Origin of the sequence: Spiroplasma alleghenense (assembly GCF_003363775.1) — a bacterium.
Classification (GTDB): domain Bacteria; phylum Bacillota_I; class Bacilli_A; order Mycoplasmatales; family Mycoplasmataceae; genus Spiroplasma_B; species Spiroplasma_B alleghenense.
In genome coordinates this window covers 1,121,162-1,138,079 of the sequence record NZ_CP031376.1, presented here as the reverse complement: position 1 = coordinate 1,138,079, position 16,918 = coordinate 1,121,162, and the positions used below count along the sequence as shown (strand labels likewise).

Genomic DNA, 16,918 nt, shown 5'->3' with positions numbered 1-16,918 from the left:
ATATGAAAGACACTTATGACAATATTAAGCAACAGTATCTTCAAGATAAGTCTAATTTGGAAAAAGAATTAAAAATAGCTGAAACTAATTTTAAGACCAATTTAGATTACTTTAAAGCCAAGTTGAAGACTGAAGCTGACCAAGTTACTGAAAAAGAACAAAAATCAAAGCTTTTAAAAAATCATATCAATGAAATTAATGATTACAAAAAAACTGAAAATCATCAAGTAATTGCTATTAAAAATCAGTTAAAAGAAGCTAAAGATAAATATGACAACGATATTAATCAGGTTTGAAAAAATCAAAATCAAATTTATATCGAATCTATGAAAGGGCAATATGATTCAAAGACCGAATCTAAAATAGCCAAATTTGATAGTACTATTGAATCTTTAAATAAAAAATTTGGAGATAAAATTGAATCTAATAACCAAAAAGTAGCAGATTTAAGAAAAAGTGAAACTGAATTAGAAGTCAAATTTTTAGAGAATTACCAAAAAGAAAACGATTATTGAGAAGCAGAAATTATTGCAATTAAGCATTTTAATGAATTAACTAAAATTAAAAATAAAATTCGTGAATTTAAAAAATTAAATCGAAAATTCGCAGACGATTTATCTCAAAAAATTAATTTCATTAATGCTAAAAAAAATGATTACAAAGCTAAGCGTGAGCAAAAATTCGCTGCAATGCTAAATCGCAATAAACCAGGTAATAGAAAATGATGATCAAATCAATTTTTAGCCGGAGTTAATAGTGGTGTAACTAAATTTGACCAACAAAGACACATGCACGCCATTAAAACTAGTTTAATCTACATGATGCCATACACTTTAGTAGCTGCATTTTGAATTTTATTAAATAGTGTTATTCTATCAACATCTCAAGGAGGGTTGTTACACGCCTTTGGAGTTAGCGAAACTCAGGGACTAACAAATTTTAAACAAATTGGAGGGCTTGTAAATAACGCCACTTTAGGTATTATGGGTCTAGCATTGTCAGTATCCATAGCTGCTGTTCTTGGTGACCGTTATAAATTTGGCAAAATTGAATCTGGATTAGTTGGACTTTCAGCATTCATTATATTCACCCCAATTATGACAGGTTCTCTAACAGAATCTGGAGGATTAGATATTGTTGGAACGTTTGTTAATTTTGCTGAACTTGGTTCTTCATCAATGTTCTTAGCAATAATTACAGGTATTGGGGGAATTGAACTTTACCGTCTGTTCTTAAAACCTACTTGATTAAAAATCAAAATGCCTAAACAAGTACCAACGGCTGTAGCCAAATCATTTAACGTTATTATTCCTTTCTTTTTAGTAACATTTGTTTTTGCCTCGTTTTCATTCTCCTTACTATTCTTTGCGGGTAAAAACCTGAAAGAAATTATTGAAATAGCTGTGCAAAAACCTTTATCAAGTGGAATTGAATCACTTGGGGGAGCCTTATTAATTAGAATTATTGCAGATGGACTTTGAGTATTTGGAATTCATGGTCAAAATATGATTGGACCCATTGTTGGACCAGTTTATCTACAACACTTGACTGAAAATGCAGCTTTAGTAGCTCAAGGTCAAGATCCAATATGAATCGTAACTTCAACGTTTATGGATTCATACATCCTACCAATGAATAACATTATTATTGTTGCATCATTATTCATTTTCTCAAGAAGAAAAGATCACTTATCAATTATGTTAGTAGCAACTATTCCAGCATTATTTAATATTTCTGAACCAGTAATGTTTGGACTACCAGTTGTTCTTAACCCAATCTTAGCAATCCCATTAGTATTAGGATCACAACTTCTAACAATTACAGCTTACTTAGCAACTAGTTGAGGATTTGTAACCCCATTATACGTTATTACCCCATGAACAACTCCTTCAATAATTGGACCATACATTGCCAGTGGAGGAGATATAGGAGCACTGTTCCTAGCAATGATTTTATTCGGAATGGGTATTGGAATCTATGCACCATTTGTAATTGTTTCAAATGTTCATGCAAAACAAGCAAACCCTGATGTAGTTGTTAGTCGTTTCTCAAGTAAAAGTAAATTATTATTCCGTAGAGCAGAAACAACTAGATATCTAAACGAATTATCAGAGGAGAAAAAAATCACTTTAAAAGTGAGAGAAAGAAGAAGTTAAAATGAAAAAAATACTATTATGTTGTAGTGCTGGGTTTTCAACCTCAGTACTTGTAGAAAAAATGTACAACTGATTTGATGACAATGATATTGATGTGCGTTTAGAAGCTGTTCCCTTAGCGCAGGTAAAATCAATTGTTACTGAATGAGATATGGTTTTAATTGCTCCACAAATGGCTTATGCAATCAATGAAATCAAAGCTTTGACTGATAAGCCTGTGGCAGCAATACCAGCAGCTATTTATCAAAACGGAAGCGGTAAAGAAGTAGCCGAATTAGCAATGAGTTTGTATAAGTAATGAGTAAACATTTACCAAAAGAATTTCTAATTGGAGGTTCCACAAGTGGTCCCCAAACGGAAGGAATAGCTGAAAAACCAAATCAAAATATTTTTGATTACTGATATCAACAAGACCAAAAACCATTTCATAATCAGGTCGGTCCTAACATTACCTCGGATTTCTATCATCACTATAAAAATGATATTGAATTATTGAGTGAGGTTGGAATTCAAATTTATCGAACAACGGTTCAATGAAGTCGATTAATAAAAGATATGAAAACGTTTGAAGTAAATCAAGAAGCTGTAAAATTTTATCGAGACTACTTTTCTAGACTTAAGAAAAAAAATATTAAAGTTATCTTGAATTTATTTCACTTCGATATTCCAATTTATTGGCATAAACTTGGGGGATGAGAAAATAAAGAATTTACTGATGCCTTTGGACAATATGCAAAAATTTGTTTCCAAGAATTCGGAGATCTCATCGATAACTGAGCCACAATGAATGAACCAATAGTTGTTAGTGAGTCATTCTACATTCATGACTTTTGATGACCCGGTTTAAATGATTTCAAAAAAGGAGTACAAGTTTCTTATCATCAAATTCTAGCAAGCGCAAAAGCTGTACGAGAATTTAGAGGATTATTTAAAAATAATCCTGATAAAAAAATTAGTATTATCTTAAATTTAACCCCGGCAATTCCAAAAGATGACAAGCCAGAAAATGTTGCTGCTGCCAATATTAGCAATATTTATTCTAATTATTCTTTTTTAGATGCCGCAGTTAAAGGAACATTTTCAAAGGAATTAGTAGAAGTTCTTAAGAGCCTCAACGTCTTGCCAGAGTTTGATACAAAACAACTTAAAATTATTAAGGAAAATACGGTTGACTTTATTGGTGTAAATTATTATGCTCCTCGAAGAGTTCAAAAACCAAAACCTAAAAATAGCAAAGCTAATAATTTAAGTAGATACTTTGAAGCTTATTCTGACCCAAATGCCAAGATGAATATTTATCGTGGTTGAGAGATATATCCTGACGCTATAAAAGAAATTGCAAAAACTATTAAGGAAAAATATAACAACATTAGCTGATTCTTATCAGAAAATGGAATGGGAGTTTCAGACGAAGAAAGATTTTTAAAAGATGGGGTAATTCAAGATGATTACAGAATTGAGTTTATTCAAGATCATTTAAAAGTTTTAGCCGAAACAATCGAGGACGGAGCAAATTGTTTTGCTTATTGCGTGTGAACACCAATTGATTGTTGAAGCTGAGCAAATGCCTATAAAAACCGCTATGGACTAATTAGCGTAGATTTAAAAACTCAAAAACGAACAATCAAAAAATCAGGAAGATACTTTAAAAGAGTATCAGATACAAAGGAAATTTAAAATGAAAAAATATTTATGTTTTGATATTGGAGGACTAAGTTTAAAATATTCAGTTCTTGATGAGTCTTTAAAAGAGTATGAAAAGGGACAAATCAATTATGAATTGGCTCCCCGAGAAGAAATATGAAATAGCATAAAGGAAATTTATCTTAATTTAAAGGATAAAATTTCTTTATTTGGAATTGCTATTTCATCATCTGGGATTGTTGATCCGGTTGCTGGAGAAATTGTCTATATTAAAACCGGTAATAGCAAAAAAGAAATTAAGAAAATTAAAGATTTAATAGATTTAAAAGACGTAGAAATTAGAATCGACAATGATGCACGTTGTGCCTTGCGAGCAGAACAATTTCTTGGAGCTGCCAAAAAATCAAAGGACTTTGCCATGTTTACTATAGGCACTGCCTTGGGAGGTTCGCTTTGCTTGAATAGCCAAATTATTATTGGATCTTCATTTTCTGCCGGGGAAATTGGGTGTGGTTTTATAGACTTTAACCAAAATCGTAATATTTCTCAGGAGTGCGGAATGTATGGGTTAATGGAAAAGTATTTAATTAAAACTGAAATTAAAAAAACCGCCGCTCAAATATGAAAAGAAGCTGAAGAAAAATCAAATCAAGTTGCCGTTCAATTGGCAGAAAAACAAATTGAAAATATTGCTTCTGTATTAACCAATACTTTATTATTACTAGATTTAGAATTGATTTTAATCGGAGGAGCTGTGAGTAAAAATAATTTCTTCTTAGAAAAATTGAAAAACAAAGTTAGTGATAACTTTAAAAAAACAGGATTAGAATTAAATGCTGAAATTAAAAGTGCTGAATTTGAAAATGAATCAGGAAAAATAGGAGCCATGTTGCTCTATAAGTAGGTACAAATGAAAAACAAAAAAGAAATATTAAAAATTATTGAGTCTATGACTTTGAAGGAAAAAATTGGTCAAATTAATCAACCTCATTATGGTTGAACTATCTGATACAAAAAAGACAACCAGTATTTCTTAACTGATGAGTTTAAAAATTTTATTAAAGATTTTGGTGGCGTTGGTTCGATATACGGAATACTGAGAACAGACCCATGAACAAAGAAAGATTTTGAAAATGGATTTGCTAATGGTGATCAAATAAAAATTATTAATCTAGTACAGAATTATATTTTAGAAAACACTAGATTGAAAATTCCTGCATTAATTGCAGAAGAGTGCCCTCACGGACATCAGTCCCTTTTCTCAGAATCTTATCCTACAAATATTTCCATTGGTTCTAGTTTTGATTTAAAAAATTATGGAAAAGTTATTAATGAACAAAGAAAACTTTTAGAGAGTAAAGGGGTAAATCTTGCTTTAATTTCTGGTCTGGATATTCCCGTTGACAAGCGTTGAGGAAGAACTGAAGAATGTTTTTCAGAGGATCCTTTAATTGCAAGTAAATTTAATTCTGTTATGGTTGAAAATATGCAAGCCGAAGATAAAGTGGGAGTTACGATAAAACATTTTATTGCTTATGGAGCAGCTGCAGATGGAAAAAATGGATTAAATGCAAATATTGGAAATAGAGAACTTGAAGAAATCCATATGAAACCTTTTTACGGAGCTTTGGATAAGAAAGTAAAATCAGTTATGGTGGCCTACAATGAAATTGACGGAGTGCCTTGTATTGTTAATGAGTGGCTTTTAAAAGATATTTTAAGAAATAAATTAAATTATCAAGGAATGATAATGGCTGATGGACTGGCTATAGATGGTTTGCAACAGAAATGAATAAATAATAATCATATTGTAGCGGCTTCGGCTTTAAAATCTGGAATTGATATTTCTCTTTGAGATAAAACATTTTTAGATTTAGATTCGTGTCTAAAACAAAATCTTATAAAAGAATCAGATATCGATCAGGCAGTCTTTAATGTTTTAAAATTAAAAAACGAACTAAATTTATTGGACAAAAATTTATTTGAAGAGAAAAAAATATTTCAAGAAGATCAAAATATTAATATTGCAATGGCTGCTTCAGGTTCTGTTGTTTTAAAAAACGATAAAGATATCCTACCATTAAAAACTTATAATCAAAAAGTTTTAGTTGTTGGTGACAATATAGATGATGTTTATTATCAACTTGGTGATTATTCATCTTTTCAAAAAGATAATTTTAGTACTTATCAAGATGGAATTAATCAGATTGCAAATAAATTAAATTGAAAAGTATCATATTCAAATTATGACATTAAAGTAAATACCCAAGATTATGATTTAGTTATATTTTTTGGAGGTGGAAATAGCAAGCGCGATTTCACAGCTCAGTTTGAAAGTAACGGAGCTATAAAAAGTAGCAAACAAAAAACTATGACATCTGGGGAAGGTGTTGACTTGCATAATTTAGATTTACCAAAAGAACAAATTAATTCTTTTGAAACTATAAAGGCTAAAAAAATTATAACTATTATCAATACTGGTAAACCAATGGTACTAACAACGATCTTTTCTAGAAGTGATGCTATGGTTATTACCTGATATCCAGGAAATAGAGCTGGAGATGTAATTTCAAAAATCTTATTAGGAGATTTAGAACCATCAGGGAGATTAAATCACAGCTTTCCAAGATATACAAGTATAAATTCATTAAGATACAATGATAAAAATATTGGAGGCTATAAGTACTTTGATTTACCCGAAAGCGAAACCTTATTTCCGTTCGGATATGGTCTGGGATATGGTCTGCCATTTGAAATTAAAGCAAAGGACTTTGCTAAAAACGATAATCAAGTTTCGATTATCCTAGAATTAGAAAATCCTAACTCATTTAATAGAACAGAACCAATCTTGTTATTTAAGGAAGTCCGCGACTCAATATTTACTCAGCGAAAAGAAGAACTTGTGGATTTTGAGAAAGTTGAACTTAAAGCAAAAGAAAAAAAACTGATTGAATTTAAAGTAGATCTAAAAACTAACTGAAAGTTCAATCTAAACGATAATAATCCAAATTTAACAATTAAATGGTATGTTAAGCAAAATGACAAGATAGTTATTTTAAAATAGTATATAATTTTAATATGAAGTTAAGTTTAGTAGAAAAAATGAAGAAAGTAATTGACGATAACGTAAATCAAAGTTATGTATCGGTTGCCAATTACTTAATGAAAAATAATGAATTAGATTTTAATAATTTAACGATTTTTAAATTAGCAAAATTAACCAATACCAGTGCACCAACTATAACTAGATTTTGTCGTAGCATGGGCATAGATGGTTTTAAAGAATTACAATTTTTATTAAAAGATGAAGGTCATGAAATTCTTAGAAAAGTTGATTCAGAATTACTAATTTCAGAAAATGATAAGCGTGGAGAATTATTTACTCAAAATGTAATAAATTCAGTTCGAAACGGTTTTGATATGAACAATCAAAAATTTGAAAAAATGGCTTTAGAAATAAAGAAAGCTAAAAGGATTTATTTCTTTGGTTTAGGAAGTAATGCCATTCTCATAAAATTGATAAGTGATTTGTTAGTAAGAATGAACTTTAATGTAGTATTTTCAAAAAATACTGAACAACAAATGGCGTATGCTTCAAACATTACTAAAGAAGATTTTGTTTGTATAGTTTCGGTAAGTTTATCAGATCCAATTTTTGAATGATTGCTTGATAAACCGAACTTGAAAGAAATTGAACCATTTTTTATAACAAAAAGAACTAGTGCAAAAGTTCTAGAAAAAGTTGATCCATTAAACATAATTGAAATCGGAACTTCTGATAATCAATTGGGGATAAGATTTTCATCAGAAATTTCAACTATCTTTATTTTGAAAATGATTTTAATTTACTTAATAGACGAAAATTTAGCTAATTTTTTAAATCGCAGTGAAATCTAAAATAATTATTTGTTCTTTAAAATAAATAGGAGACAAAAATGAATACAAGAGTACAAAACTATAGCTCTTTAGGTTATGGTCTCTTCATTCACTATGGTTTGTATTCACGATTTGGTGAAGGCGAATGATACTGAAATATGAACAAATTAACCAAAGAAGAATATTATCAAAAAATCGGCCCACTTAATCAGGTTGAATTAAAACCCGACTTTGATGGAATTGCCAAATGGGCAAAAGCTAGTGGTTTAAATTATATTGTTTTAACAACTCGTCATCATGATGGTTTTTCTTTGTATGACACAAAAGGTTTATCATCACTTGATATCACTCATACTAAAACTCAAAAAGATTTAATTAAAAATTTTGTTCAAGCTTGTGACAAACACAAAATTAAACCTGTTTTTTATCATACCACTTTAGATTGAGCTCACCCAGATTTTGAAAATAATTTTGATAATTATCTTGATTATCTTTATAAGTCAGTTGAAATCTTAACAAAAAATTATGGTGAAGTTGGTGGGTTTTGGTTTGATGGAAATTGAAGTAAACCTGAAAATGATTGAAAAGAAAATGAACTATATTCGATGATTAGAAAAAATCAACCCAATGCTATTATCGCAAATAATACTGGATTAAATGATAAGGGAAATTTAAAAAATGAATTTCTTGAAATAATTACTTTTGAACAAGGTGCTTTAACTGAACAATTATCACAAGCAAGCGGACAAGTTGTTAAAGAGGTTTGTGAAACTGTTAATGATCATTGAGGCTTTGCTAAAAATGATTTTAATTTTAAATCAGTTTCTCAAATTATTAAAAGCTTAGTTAACATTAGATTAAACAAAGCCAACTATCTGATTAATGTTGGGTTAACCAGCAAAGATAAGGTTGGTGGTTTAGAACAAGAAACTTTAACAAAAGTGGGGGAGTGAATTAAGCAAAATGGCTTTTGCTTATTTGAAGACTTTAGTGTGGTCTACCAAAAAGAAATGGTCAGTGTCATTGAAACCAAAAATGATTACTTTATTCTAGTTGATAATTTAAAATCAGGAGGACATGTTGATGAAATTGCTTATGGTGCTCAAGCTTTACCAACTTTAGAATTAAAAAATATTTCAAATAAAATAAAAACTATCATCGGACTTGATGATAATGAAGAATTAGAATTTAGTCAAAATAAAGATGTCTTAAAAATTAAACCAAAATCATTTAAATATGGTTTTAATTCAATTATCAAAGTTTATCAAGCAAGCAAGGAGGACCAGCATGCGTAGAATTGGAATTTCACTATACCCAGAGCAATCTCAACTCCAAGATAATATCACATATTTAAATAAAGCTTCAAAATTAGGTTTTAATATTTTATTTTTATCAATACTGCAATTTGATAAAACTAGTTTTGCCAAACATAGGAATGATTATTATGCGGTAATTAAAGAAGCTAAGAAATTAAATTACTATATTATTTTAGATGTAGCTGATAGTGCTTTTGAAATTATGGAATGTGACATTAATAATCTCAAACCATTTAGCGAGCTTGGAGTTAGTTGTTTGCGACTAGATGCTCCACTATTGCCCGCCCAAGTTGCGATGTCAACTTATAATGATTTTGGCATTGATGTTCAAGTCAATATTTCAAACAACGATAGCTTTATTGATAATATTTTAGATTACCAACCAATTGTCAATAAAGTTTCAGGGTCACATAATTTTTATCCTTTAGAGGATAGTGGATTACCATTAGAATTCTTTAACCAGTCAACTACTCGTTTCAAAAAACATAACTTAACTACTATGGGATTTGTTGGTGGTAAAAACGGCACTCAAGGACCAGTCCCAGGAGCAAGTAAGTTGGTAACTTTAGAATCTCATCGTCATTTAGAAATTGATATCCAAGCCAAACATTTATTTGCAACTAATTTAATTGATTGGGTTGTGATTGGTAATGCTTTTGCCAGCGATGAAGAGTTACAACTTTTAAGTAATTTACAAAGAGAATTTATCACGATTAAAATTAATCTTGATAAAAATAAATTATTACCAATTGAGCAAAAAATTATTTTTGATAATTTACATTTCCGTCGTGGTGATATTAGTGAATTTGTGATTCGCTCAACCATGACTCGTCCCAAGTATAAAAATGAATTGATTAAACCAGATAAACTAAAATCAAAATTTATGATGGGAGATATTGTGGTTTTAAACGATAATGCCAAGCATTATAAAGGGGAGTTACAAATTATTTTAAAAGATAATTATCTTGATAAAGAAAATAAGTTTAACTTCATTGAAAATCTAGGTGATCAAATGGTAATTCTAGATTATATAAATGCTTGAACAAAATTTAGATTTTATTAAAATCTTTAATTAGAAAAGAGGGGTCAAATGAATCTTGCAAAAGAAATAATTGGGTGACTAGCTTTTACTACCAGTTCACTTATGCTGGTACCCCAAGTTTTAAAAGTTATTAAAACCAAAAAGACCGAATCAGTTTCTTTGGTGATGTTTATCTTTGCAGTAACCAATTATATTTTATGAACTGTCTACGGTTTTTTAAAAAACTCACCCCAAATTTATATTGCCAATATTTTAGCCTTTACTTCAAGTGCGATTATTTTGGGCTACATTATTTATAATGGGGTAAAGAAGCGTAAAGAAAAACAAATTCATAAAACTAAAGAAGTGAATAATCTGGGAAATTAATTATCGAAGACTATCAAACTAAACTCATTCTATCTTTAATAGAATGAGTTTTTTTATCATCAAAAAGTTGTTATTTCATTTACCTTATATAAGGTTTATAATATTATTAAGAGAAATTAATACTTAGTTTCTCGGTATTGATTAAAATAATTAAAAATAAAGGAGTTTTTTATGAAAAATAAATTTAGTAATAAAATTGACTTTAACAAAAATGAGGGAGGATCTCTGAAGATAGGTCGCTTCGCAACAGATGAAGAAATTAAAAAGTTTTCCTATCTGGTTCCAAATTATGAATGGTTAGTTAAACTACAATCATATGAAGCCTTAGGGTTCACTAACGCTGCAGGAATGAAAGATAGCAGCGGAAATAGTACCGGATTGTGCGAGTATATTTCGCTTGCAACACTAATGACTTATCAAGAATTATTTTGTAATTCTGGCTACTTTACCGATTCTGAATGAAAAGACTATTTTGCACTTCAGACAAAGATCGGTAAATTTATAAACATGCCGTATCACAGATATCATAATTGAAGTTCCAAAGAAAACTCTTTGGTGACAAAGTTATGAAATCTTAACGATAAAAAAATTGATATTAAATTTGGGGGCGGAGTAGATCACACTTTAAGGGAGTTTCTTGAAGGTAAAGAAATTAAAGATAGAATTCACATTAAATCATGCTGATCAACTATGCACACGTCTCAGCCAGAGACTAAAATGATAAAAAACAACGTTCCAGTTATGTTATCTTTTGCCCTGCCTGGAATTGCGCATAATGTTGTAATTTATGGATATAATAAAAAAACTAAAAGTTATCTAGTACACTGAGGATGACCTACCGAAAATGGCGAAAGGTTTTCTGCTGTTATTATTCCAAAACTTCTTGTCTGACAATACTTATCATTGGGATTTTGAAATGCTTTTTATACTAAATCAAAAAAAGCTAAATCTCCAAAACCAAGATTTGAATTCGATGGAAAAATGTATACGTGAAACGAATTGGAGAAAAAAGGTTTAACTTTCAAAGATGTTGAACCTTATTAAAGGAACAAAAAAATGAAAAAAATTTTAAAAATACTGGCAGTAATTAGTCCTGTGGTATTTCTATCAAATCAAGTAGTATCTTGTGTTGATAATCGAATTGATATTAATGAACTAGTTGAAGTGACAGACTTGGGTTATATTGAAAACTTAAGTTTGGATACAATAAATCAAACCCTAATTCTAAAAAATCCTAAAACCCATGGTCTGGGCAATATTTTTATGTTAGAAGGTGACTTTACAAGTTATAGTGCTAAAATGGGAGTGCATCCCGCTTATCACAATAAATATAAAGGATTTGTAGATATTTCTTATAATTCAAAACTAGGATATAAAACAAAAGATGATTCAAATCAATTTGATTGTGTAATTTCAAATGAAAGTAGCAGTTGTGAAATAGATATTTCAATTCTAGATTCCAGTTATGATTTACAAAAAGATAAAGATATTAATGTTGATAATTACAATGAGGATTTTATTCAAACCAGCAAAGAGTTAATTAAGGAAGACGGTGTTTACAGGGTTTATGTTTCTAAAGTTAAAGAAGCTGAACTAAATCTAAATTTCGATTATTCTTTTAGAGTTCATTGATACTATGCGACATTTGTTGAATGCAACATCATTGTAAAATAGCGATTTGATTATCTTATATAAGGTTTATAATATTATTAAGAGAAATTAATACTTAGTTTCTCGGTATTAACTTAAAACTAAAAAGGTTTAACTTTTAAAAATGTTGACCCTTATTAAGAGGAACAAAAAATGAAAAAAATTATAAAAACACTTGCGGTAATCAGTCCGGCAATATTTTTATCAAATCAAGTAGTATCTTGTGTTGACGAGAGAATTGATATTAACGAATTAATCGAAACCACAGAACTAGGTTTTATCGAACACTTGAGTTATGATGAAATTAAAAAAAGCATAATTGAACATAATCCTAAAACCGAAGGGATGGAAGATATCTTAGATTTCAGAGATAATACTAAAAGTTATGATGCAAAAGTTGGAACCCATCCAGCATATAGCAAAATCTATAAAGGTTATGCAAAGATTGGTTATAATTCAAAACTTGCTTATAAAACAAAAGATGACTCATTTAAAACTGAGTGTGTGATTTCAAAAACTAATACTAGTTGTGAATTAGATATCTCAATTCTTGATCCTACCTATGATGAAGTAAAAGATGAACCTATAAAATTAAGAGAAGATCTAAATGATGATTTCATAGTCACTAAAACCTTGAATGATAATAAGGATGCTTATAATATTAAAGCGACTTTAAAAGAAGGTCATGAAATAAATCCAAGTTATAATTATAACTTATATGTTCATTGACATGATGCTTCTTTAGTGGCATGTAATATTGTATTTGATTTAGATTAAAAAATAAAATAGCGCGAAATTACTTTCGCGCTATTTTCTATTTTATATCAACATAAATGTCACATTCCCAAGCATGAGCATCATATCACTTGATAACAACTCAATTTCTACAAAACCCTTTTTATTACCAAAAAGTTTTCATTTCATTTACCTTATATAAGGTTTATAATATTATTAAGAGAAATTAATGTTTTTTCTTGGTATTAACTTAAAAATAAAAAGGAGTTTTTTATGAAAAATAAATTTAGTAATAAAATAAACTTTAATAAGAATCAAGGAGGGGACCTAGAGCTAGGTCGCTTCGCTACTGATGAAGAGATTAAAAAATTTTCATACCTTGTACCTAATTATGAATGATTAACCAAACTTCATTCTTATAACGCAATTGGCTACATTGATGCAGAAGGTCTAAAAGGGGTAAGCGGAATAGGATTATGTGAATATATTTCGCTTTCCACTTTAATGACTTACCAAGAATTATTTTGCAATTCGGGTTATTTTACCGAAGGCGAATGAGATCATTATTTTGATTTGCAGAAAAAAATAGGAAAATTTATTAATATGCCATATCATGAAAATGCAGAATATGACAAAAAGGAGGAATCATTGGTAGCAAAATTATTTATTTTAAATGGAAAAAAAATTAATATTAAATTTGGTGGTGGTGTTGACGATACCTTAAGAGAATTTATTAAAAGCAAAGAAATAAAAAAGAGAATTCACATTAAATCTTGTACCTCTACTATGCACTCGTCTAAACCAGAAACTAAAATGATGCAAAATAATGTACCTGTCATGCTCTCGTTTGCAGCCAAAGGCGTTGCTCACAATGTTGTGATTTACGGCTACGATAAAAAAACCAAAAGTTATTTAGTTCATTGAGGATGACCGGGTAACTCGTGAGAACGATACTCGGCTGTGATTATTAAGAAAAGCGATGTTTGATCCTATTTTTCATTAGGATTCTGAAATGCTTTTTACCCCAAATCTAAAAAAGCGTTAGCTCCAAAGCCAAGATTTCAATATGATGGTAAGATGTATACTTGAACAGAATTAGAAAAAAAAGGTTTAACTTTCAAAAATGTTGATCCTTATTAAAGGAATAAAAAATGAGAAAAATTTTAAAAACACTAGCCGTAATTAGTCCGGCAATATTTTTATCAAATCAAGTAGTATCTTGTGTTGATGAAAGGATAGATATTAACGAATTAATTGAAGTGACTGAATTGGGTTTTGTTGAAAACTTGAGTTCAGAAGAAATAATAAAAAGTCTAGTAAATAATAATCCCAAAGCAGAGGGAATGGAAGAAGCCTTCCAATTTAGTGGTAATATTAAAAGCTATGAAGCCAAAGTTGGACTTCATCCAGCTTACCTAAACAGGTATAAAGGGTTTGTAGAAATTTCTTTTAATTCAAAACTTGCTTATAAGACAAAGGGTGAGTCCAATGAAATTGATTGTATAGTTTCAAAAACTAATAAAACCTGTGAACTAGATATTTCAATTCTAGATTCAACCTATGATCCAGAAAAAGACAAAGCGATAGAAATATCAGAAAGTCTATATGATAATTTCGATTTATCTCAGAATATCAATGAAAAAGGAGATGCTTATAATATTAAAGCGATTTTAAAAGAAGACTATGAGGTAAAACCCGAATATAATTACTACTTTCGTATTAAATGACATATCGCAACACTAATTCGATGTAATATTGTATTTGATTTAGATTAAAAAATAAAATAGCGCGAAATTACTTTAGCGCTATTTTCTATTTTATATCAACATAAATGTCACATTCTCAAGCATAAGCATCATATCACTTGATAACAACTTGTTTTTTGCCTTGATTTATAAAAGGTTTATTTTTATCAACATAAAAGTACATTTTCAAATCTTTGTTATCTATTAGCTCATATCTTAATGACAATTCATCCATGCCTCAAATACTAAAATTATTTTTCTCCTTTTGGCTAATTTCTCCTTTATCAACTAAAAGTTTTGCTTCACTAACGCATTCCTCTTCAAATTTATTAATTTCACAAAAACATTCATCATCGTTATCCATTTTTATAAAACTAATTTTAGAAGTATAAGTAATTCTAATTTCTCCCTTATAAAATATAGCAGCGACTGATCTAATAGTTCCTTTATTAGTATCCCCATAAAAATATAGAGAATCATGTTTGGCCTTGGGATTTTTCTCTCTAAAGGCATTTAAAATGGTTTGCTCTTCAAGATTTTCTAAATATCCTAAATCTCGAATTTCAACATTTCTATTAATATCAATTCGAGTATCAGCACAAGACACAGCATTAGCACTTGTCATTAAAGTTGGTATTACTATTGCTAGGGTATTTAAGATTTTTTCATAATTAACTCCTTGGTATTTCTAATATTTTTTATTTAATATCAACATAGATTTGACATCATCAAACAAAGGCATCATATCATCTTATTAAAACTCGATTTCTGTGTTGATTTCTAAAGGGTTTATTTTCATCAATATAAAAGTGCATTTTTATATTTCTGTCATCTATTAGTTCGCTTCTTAATGATAACTCCTCCATAGTTTGTATTCCAAAATTAGTTTTATCCTCATCGCTAATTTCTTCCTTACTAACTAATAGTTTGGTATCAACAACACATTCATCCTCATAACTATTAATTTCACAAAAGTATTCGTCATCGTTACTATCTATTTCCATAAAACTAATTTTAGTTTTATAAGTGACGTTAATTTCTCCTTTATAAAATTTTACAGCAACCGAACTAATTACTCCTTTGTTAGAGTCTCCGTCAAAATATAGTAAATCATGTTTCGCCTTAGGATTTTTTTCTCTAAAGGCATTAAGCACCGTTTCGTTTTTAAGATTTTCTAAATATCCTAGATCGCGAACTTCCACATTTTTATTAATATCAGTTCTAGTATCTATACAAGACACAACACTAGCACTTGTCATCAGGGTTGGTAAAAGGATTGCTAGGGTATTTAAGATTTTTCTCATGATTAACTCCTTGTTATTTTCTATATTAATTATACTAAATATCAATGGGAGAGTAAAATAATTACAAATTGAAGAAGGTAATATTAATTTAAAATTTAAAAATCAAAACTGTTTTTAATAAAATCTATTTAATAATTAAATCGAGCTTTAAGGAACATATTTTGATTTGCTTTTATAAAAATGTAAAATATAACTATTAGAAAATAAATAGGAAAAATTAAATGATCAGCACAAAAAATAATATTATTGAAGAAATTGAAAAAGACATAGAAAGCTTGGCTGCCGGAGAGCCTAGTTATATAGAAATAAAAGATAATATAATATACACAGTGAATAAGCTTAAGCAAAATTTAAAAATCAAAAAATTATTTAAGGGTATATTGGACAGATTTCTATCTTTAATAATTGATGAAATGAAATTCATTAGAAAAATAGCTGAAAATGAATATTATTCAAAAGACCATTACAGAACAGATTCGGACATTGTTGATATTTTTAGCAAATTCTACACACTGATAGATTTGTATAGAAGCATCAAAGGTGTTAAAAACTGTGAAATTCCCGATATCGATGATAATGAAATTGGCTTTTTTGATACCTTAAGAAATATGTATACACATTTATTTACTCATCTTAATAAAAAAAAATTAGAATACAAACGAATAGTTGGTTGGATAGATATTGGTATTAAAAATAAGTATATTAGCAAATATGATTATTGAGAATATTCTGAAGAGAAAGATAGGTTGGAAATTAAAAATGAAAGAATTTTTAGGAAAAAATATAAAGAATTCAGTACTGCGGTTCTAAATGTTTCAATTCATGACTGATATCAAGATGCGCAGGGTCCTTGCATTAAAATAATTATTTGAATTGAAGAACCTTGTGAACACAAGCAGTGAAATAAACTTATTGTTTTTGTAAATAAAAGTGAAATTTTTGAGTGATTTAGGTTTATGAACAAATCAGCAATAAAAGTTTTTGAAAAAATAGAACCTTGATTTAAAGAAAAAGTTTTAAAAAGCAAAATTTAAATTATTAACCAAATTTTGTGCTATAAAAAATCTTTATAGTAAAATACAAA

The 16,918-nt window shown here is 29.0% G+C and carries 17 protein-coding genes; 15 read left to right on the top strand and 2 right to left on the bottom strand.

The window, feature by feature from the left end:
• Positions 1-2: 2 nt before the first annotated feature.
• The 14 genes from SALLE_RS05135 (at position 3) to SALLE_RS05070 (ending at position 14,560) form a co-directional block, all read left to right on the top strand.
• Positions 3-2,156 carry a PTS transporter subunit EIIC gene (locus tag SALLE_RS05135; protein WP_115558552.1) on the top strand — a complete coding sequence of 718 codons (2,154 nt, stop codon included), beginning with the start codon at positions 3-5 and terminating at the stop codon, positions 2,154-2,156.
• 1 nt (position 2,157) lies between these two features.
• Positions 2,158-2,454 carry a PTS sugar transporter subunit IIB gene (locus tag SALLE_RS05130; protein ID WP_115558551.1) on the top strand — a complete coding sequence of 99 codons (297 nt, stop codon included), beginning with the start codon at positions 2,158-2,160 and terminating at the stop codon, positions 2,452-2,454.
• A complete protein-coding gene (locus tag SALLE_RS05125; RefSeq protein WP_115558550.1) occupies positions 2,454-3,833 on the top strand; it encodes a glycoside hydrolase family 1 protein in 1,380 nt (459 codons plus the stop codon). Before SALLE_RS05130 ends, SALLE_RS05125 begins: the two co-directional genes overlap by 1 nt.
• A 1-nt stretch (position 3,834) precedes the next feature.
• Complete coding sequence (locus SALLE_RS05120; protein WP_115558549.1) at positions 3,835-4,704, top strand: ROK family protein; 870 nt, start codon at positions 3,835-3,837, stop codon at positions 4,702-4,704.
• A 6-nt stretch (positions 4,705-4,710) separates the two neighbouring features.
• On the top strand, positions 4,711-6,864 hold the full coding sequence (locus SALLE_RS05115; protein WP_115558548.1) for a glycoside hydrolase family 3 protein: 2,154 nt from the start codon (positions 4,711-4,713) through the stop codon (positions 6,862-6,864).
• Positions 6,865-6,902: 38 nt separating this feature from the next.
• Positions 6,903-7,697 carry a MurR/RpiR family transcriptional regulator gene (locus tag SALLE_RS05110; RefSeq protein WP_162807965.1) on the top strand — a complete coding sequence of 265 codons (795 nt, stop codon included), beginning with the start codon at positions 6,903-6,905 and terminating at the stop codon, positions 7,695-7,697.
• Between the two features lie 38 nt (positions 7,698-7,735).
• On the top strand, positions 7,736-8,971 hold the full coding sequence (locus SALLE_RS05105) for an alpha-L-fucosidase (RefSeq protein ID WP_115558546.1): 1,236 nt from the start codon (positions 7,736-7,738) through the stop codon (positions 8,969-8,971).
• A complete protein-coding gene (locus SALLE_RS05100) occupies positions 8,964-10,055 on the top strand; it encodes a MupG family TIM beta-alpha barrel fold protein (RefSeq protein WP_162807964.1) in 1,092 nt (363 codons plus the stop codon). Before SALLE_RS05105 ends, SALLE_RS05100 begins: the two co-directional genes overlap by 8 nt.
• Before the next feature lie 27 nt (positions 10,056-10,082).
• Complete coding sequence (locus SALLE_RS05095; RefSeq protein ID WP_115558544.1) at positions 10,083-10,400, top strand: SemiSWEET family sugar transporter; 318 nt, start codon at positions 10,083-10,085, stop codon at positions 10,398-10,400.
• Between the two features lie 171 nt (positions 10,401-10,571).
• Positions 10,572-11,444 (top strand): putative cysteine peptidase, encoded by an 873-nt coding sequence (locus tag SALLE_RS05090; RefSeq protein ID WP_115558543.1) that lies wholly within the window; start codon positions 10,572-10,574, stop codon positions 11,442-11,444.
• Between the two features lie 12 nt (positions 11,445-11,456).
• A complete protein-coding gene (locus tag SALLE_RS05085) occupies positions 11,457-12,074 on the top strand; it encodes a hypothetical protein (RefSeq protein ID WP_115558542.1) in 618 nt (205 codons plus the stop codon).
• A 129-nt stretch (positions 12,075-12,203) separates the two neighbouring features.
• Entirely contained in the window at positions 12,204-12,827 is a 624-nt protein-coding gene (locus SALLE_RS05080; protein WP_115558541.1) for a hypothetical protein, read from the top strand.
• Positions 12,828-13,058: 231 nt separating this feature from the next.
• Positions 13,059-13,925, top strand: coding sequence for a putative cysteine peptidase (locus tag SALLE_RS05075; RefSeq protein WP_115558540.1), 867 nt, complete (start codon positions 13,059-13,061; stop codon positions 13,923-13,925).
• 11 nt (positions 13,926-13,936) lie between these two features.
• On the top strand, positions 13,937-14,560 hold the full coding sequence (locus SALLE_RS05070) for a hypothetical protein (RefSeq protein ID WP_115558539.1): 624 nt from the start codon (positions 13,937-13,939) through the stop codon (positions 14,558-14,560).
• Between the two features lie 37 nt (positions 14,561-14,597).
• Here SALLE_RS05070 and SALLE_RS05065 read toward each other — a convergent pair whose 3' ends face one another.
• Together SALLE_RS05065 and SALLE_RS05060 are read right to left on the bottom strand one after the other, a co-directional pair.
• On the bottom strand, positions 14,598-15,155 hold the full coding sequence (locus tag SALLE_RS05065; protein WP_162807963.1) for a hypothetical protein: 558 nt from the start codon (positions 15,153-15,155) through the stop codon (positions 14,598-14,600).
• Between the two features lie 73 nt (positions 15,156-15,228).
• A complete protein-coding gene (locus SALLE_RS05060; protein WP_115558537.1) occupies positions 15,229-15,834 on the bottom strand; it encodes a hypothetical protein in 606 nt (201 codons plus the stop codon).
• Between the two features lie 221 nt (positions 15,835-16,055).
• On the opposite strand from SALLE_RS05060, the gene SALLE_RS05055 reads away from it, so the two are divergent.
• Complete coding sequence (locus SALLE_RS05055) at positions 16,056-16,868, top strand: hypothetical protein (RefSeq protein WP_115558536.1); 813 nt, start codon at positions 16,056-16,058, stop codon at positions 16,866-16,868.
• Positions 16,869-16,918: the final 50 nt, after the last annotated feature.